2 protein-coding genes and 1 pseudogene are annotated in these 4,384 nt (G+C 51.0%); all 3 read right to left on the bottom strand.

The genetic code is table 11. From position 1 onward, the window contains the following. On the bottom strand, positions 1-1,486 hold a 1,486-nt coding region (locus JCM12308_RS27285; protein ID WP_054785751.1), incomplete at its 3' end, for a DUF5682 family protein. Positions 1,487-1,545: 59 nt separating this feature from the next. Then, a pseudogene (locus JCM12308_RS27280) lies at positions 1,546-2,620 on the bottom strand (ATP-binding protein). 2 nt (positions 2,621-2,622) lie between these two features. Then, on the bottom strand, positions 2,623-4,038 hold the full coding sequence (locus JCM12308_RS27275; RefSeq protein ID WP_054785750.1) for a DUF5691 domain-containing protein: 1,416 nt from the start codon (positions 4,036-4,038) through the stop codon (positions 2,623-2,625). Positions 4,039-4,384 lie beyond the last annotated feature (346 nt).

Here is a 4,384-nt window from a genome sequence, read left to right as displayed (position 1 = left end):
TCAGCTTACCCTGTTCATTTGCAGCCTCAGGCAATTGGGCTGTCATTGCCTCAAAAACCGCATCTGCTAGAGAGCTGAGAGTTCCACACTCTCGCATCCTGCGGAGAATTTTACCGGAAGCAGCATTTTGGATTGTTGATCCAAAGACGAGGTTTTCTACCAATTCAACAGCAAAGGTCGGTTCCCAGCACAACCGCCAGCGCTCTCGGAATGTTCCGCGGCTGCGGCCTTTGTCTAGCTCGCGCCCCCACGGAACAGATAGTATCGAAAGGCGATGTAATAGCGTCGACCGAAACTGCCCACTCTCACTGCGCAAGTCTATAGAAAGCTCTCGTTCCAAAGCCTCAGGTTTTAAGCGAGCCTTTTTCTGCTGCCTCTGCAAGTCCTCCAGCAACGGCGCCATAGGCACATCAGATGGAATAGCACCAACGTCGGACCCTATGAGCAGTTCTGCGGAGATAGTTTCCCAGATCAAAGCATTCCCAGAGCAAAGAGTAGCGATCGCCGCATCTCTGAGTTCTTCATAGCCAGGCCTTGGTTTACCTAGGATAGACGCAAGTGAAGATGCAAGACGCTCAGTCTCAATCAGAGAAGCGGTTGAAACAATGTGCCCGCTTTCACGCAAAAGCTTGGCAATCTTAATCACCCAACGCGTCGTCTTCTCGTTATCTGGGCTTTCCCAGAGATGCAAACACCAGCCTGGAGAGGCTACCCCAGCACCGTATCCAGTATGATAACATAGGCGTGGGGCCGTCCACGGGGTCCACGTGGCACTCACCTTCTTTTTAGGCATCCCTTTAAGTAGGGCTCGATCATCCTTGGCTGTAAATTTTTCCATGAGCGCGGGAACATGCCAAGCACCACAAACAACAGCTACATGCTGCTCAGCCTCACATGCCTTGGCTGACTTAGCAATTTCTAAGCGCATATGCGCTTCACGCGCGGCGTCCCATCGATCTAACTCGGAAGACTCGGCACGCAGTGCTTTCATGGCGTCGGTTACAGCAGCAAAAACAGGCCCGCTTGATGGGTTCTCCTCAATAACGTCCTGCCACCAGCTTTCTCCGTCTTCATAACCAGCAAGCGTTGCAAGCACCCCAATTGGATCGCGGCTTATTATCTTAGAAGAGGACAGCTCTGAGATTCCATCACTGTTGTTCGCCAAAGCGGTTTCAGCTTCCTCCTCAGCAGCCCCCTCTTCCCCATTCAATCTCTTATCCCGTTCAAGCAGATGCCAATGGGTTGGCAAGTCAATGAAGCGAACAGGAACTTGGTTTTTATGTGCCCAGCATATGGCCTGATACTCTGGAGAAAATTCAGAAAACGGCCAGAAAACCGCATCTTCGGGTGTATCATTCAAGTAAGCGAGCAGCGCAACAGGCGGCTTCATCTCGGCACTACCAAGCATCGGAATAAGCGAGCTCAGGTCTGCTGGCCCCTCAATAAGCACCTCAACAGGGCACAAATCCTCCAAGGCATCCAGCAATCGCCTGGCTGACCCGGGCCCATGATGCCGGATCCCAAAATATGAAACCGGAGCAGCCACTATACTAACTCAACCAATGCGCTGTAATAGTCTGAGTAATCGCTGCGCTTCTTGAGTACTGTCTCAAGGTACTCTTCCAAAACCAGTTTGTCCTGAACCGGGTCTTTAACAATCGCTCCCAACACGTTAGGTGCCAGCCCATCAGCAGATAAGTCACCCTTTGCGAAATAGGCAGCATGGCTAAGGCCCCCTACCATTACTGCAATAGCTTCCGCAGTTGAAAGGTTGCCCGAAGGTTTCTTTAAAACACTCTTGCCATCCAGTGTTTCACCTGAACGAAGCTCGCGGAATATAGACAGAAGCCTGCCAACTTCATCCTTGACGTTTGCCGGGGCTGGTAGCTCAAGCGACTTAGCCATCTCGCCAACACGCTTGCTGACAATCGCAACTTCTTCATCCATGTCATCCGGAAGGGGCAATACCACCACATTAAAACGTCGCTTCAGCGCTGCTGAGAGTTCATTGACCCCTTTGTCACGATCATTCGCAGTCGCAATAACATTAAACCCGCGAGTTGCGTAAACAGCGTCATTCAGCTCAGGAATTGGCAGCATCTTTTCAGAGAGTACTGTAATCAATGTATCCTGAACATCCGACCCCATGCGTGTAAGCTCTTCCAGCCGGCAAAGTTTTCCGGTTTCCATTGCCCGATAAAGCGGTGTAGGAACCAGCGCATCCCGGCTTGTCCATGAGCCAACAGCTGCGCATAGTTCCAACCATAACGGACCTGATTTTCATCGGTTCCGGCTGTACACTGGATAACGAGCGTGGAATCTCCTGAAACCGCAGCCGCCAGATGTTCAGAAACCCAGGACTTTGCGGTACCCGGCACACCCAGCAAAAGAAGAGCGCGATCTGTTGCCAGCGTGGCCACTGCGGTCTCAATCAGACGCCGGTTACCCACATACTTTGCACTAATCTCTTTGTCTCCGGCCTTACCCCCCATGAGGTAAGTGATCACAGCTTTCGGCGATAATGACCAGCCTGAGGTTTGGGACTGTCATCTACCGCTTTCAACGCCTCTAGTTCTTCGGCAAAAGTAAGTTCGGCAGGACGTCTCAGTGTACTTGTCATAACTATTCTCTTGGTAATAAGGTGGCATTAAAATGCAGCATCGCCAAAGCATTATCCATTTTCATAATGCCTGCCTCGACAAACTCTTCGATCAAAATTTTCGCTGTGTCTGCACTAACTATCAAACCAAGCTGGAATAACTTCCGCGTAAGCATGGTGTTTATTATTGTGCTCGCATCACTCTCAACACGTTCTCTTACTTGCTCCAGCATAGACTGAAGCAATGGACTGCCTTGCACGAGTTTAGTTTGCACGGTTCCCAGATCATCCCCTAGGCAAGTGATCACCACATCACAGCTGCTGTCTGCATGTTGCATCACTTGCGGAAGTTTCTCCGCCCGCGATTGCGCACTCAGCCGCCCAAGCAAACTCTGCAGCACCACTTCTGATAAGGTCTCCTGCGCCAGCACACGATCCACACATTGCAGCACTGTCTTATCCGCAGCAGTTCTGGCAACCATCCCGCAAAAACCGCGATCCGCTTGCTCATCCCCAAAGGCCCAGCTGTCAATCAATTGCTCAACCGAAAGCTCAAATCGCGCAGCAAACGAAACAAGGTTTATCTGATCATACAGAGCAGCTCGCCTCTCCCGTTGCGCATTGTTTTTCAGTTTATTAGGCGACAAAACCTGTCGGCGCTTCAGAATACCCTGACGCTCTATCCTATGAAAATCCGCTAACTCTTCCAAATCGGACTGGTCGCCGGTTCTCAAGCCAAGTCTTGCCAAAAGGTCTTGCGCAAACTGCTGTACTTTCCCGGAACGATCATTACCCTGAAGATGCTCCAAAAACTCCTGATCTTCGTCAGAGAGTGAAGTCTCTAATACATGCAGCAATTGCAACCGTTGCGCAGCAGGTAGCTGATCCATTTTAGACGCCAGCAACTCCCTTGCCTCACTGGCATCTCGAACTCGCATTGCATGCAGTGACTGAACCCGAGCAGCCTGTGAAAAATCTTCCCACGTCTCAGCAGTAAGCTTCTCATCCAAGTCACGCTCTTGCTCTTCAGCCCAATCAGCCCATAGAGTGTAGCAAACTGGTAAGCGCATGAAGCTATCAGGCATCCAATCAGCCGGATGCACTGTGTACCCTCTTGCCGCCATCAACTGCAAAACAGCTGCCTTTTCAGAAGCATCGGGCTTCTGAGCAGCCCAGAGGCTACGAAATCTGGAACGATATGTATCAGGAAGTGGCGGCAACGAAAGACAGGGCAATGGTCGGCACGCTTGCAACTCACCTTGAGGAGCGGGCTGCAAAGCAACTTGCCCAGCCTGAGCAGCGATAGCTAAAAGACCTAGTTCGGGCTTTTCCAACTGCCTGAGCTTTACTTTCCAACTGGATGGCCCCTGCTCTAAGGCCGTGCCTCCTATCATCCATTTACTCTTTAGTTTGCTCAACGCTCCAACTAGATCATCCATGAACCTGAATTCTCCCCCAGTTGGTTTCAGCACTGAGCAACGTCAGCCTCATTCCGTCCCAGAGGCCAACGGAGCATTTAAACTCCATTCCGCAAATTTCCGCAGAAGGAACAGATGCAAGAGGCAATCTGATATCATCGTCCTTAGCGCACCACCATATTTCAGAACCAGCTTGAAACAGTGCCCCCTCAGGTAACAACATCGGAGTTTGAACCAGCCATGGTGCTTTGTTTTGATTTGCAAAATGAGTGCTCAATGGATTTTCAATGGGCCACTTGCCCATGGCATCAATTCATCCTGAGGCTGCCGCTCTGCGATAACAGCCCTGCAGGGAACCCGCGCAGGG

Origin of the sequence: Pseudovibrio denitrificans JCM 12308, assembly GCF_001310815.1 — a bacterium.
GTDB lineage: Bacteria > Pseudomonadota > Alphaproteobacteria > Rhizobiales > Stappiaceae > Pseudovibrio > Pseudovibrio denitrificans.
Note: the sequence above shows the minus strand (reverse complement) of the source record. Positions and strands in the feature narration are given on the sequence as shown.

Coding starts and splice junctions, on each gene's coding strand:
- JCM12308_RS27275 (WP_054785750.1), bottom strand. CDS start 4,038: ATGGATGATCTAGTTGGAGCGTTGAGCAAACTAAAGAGTAAATGGATG.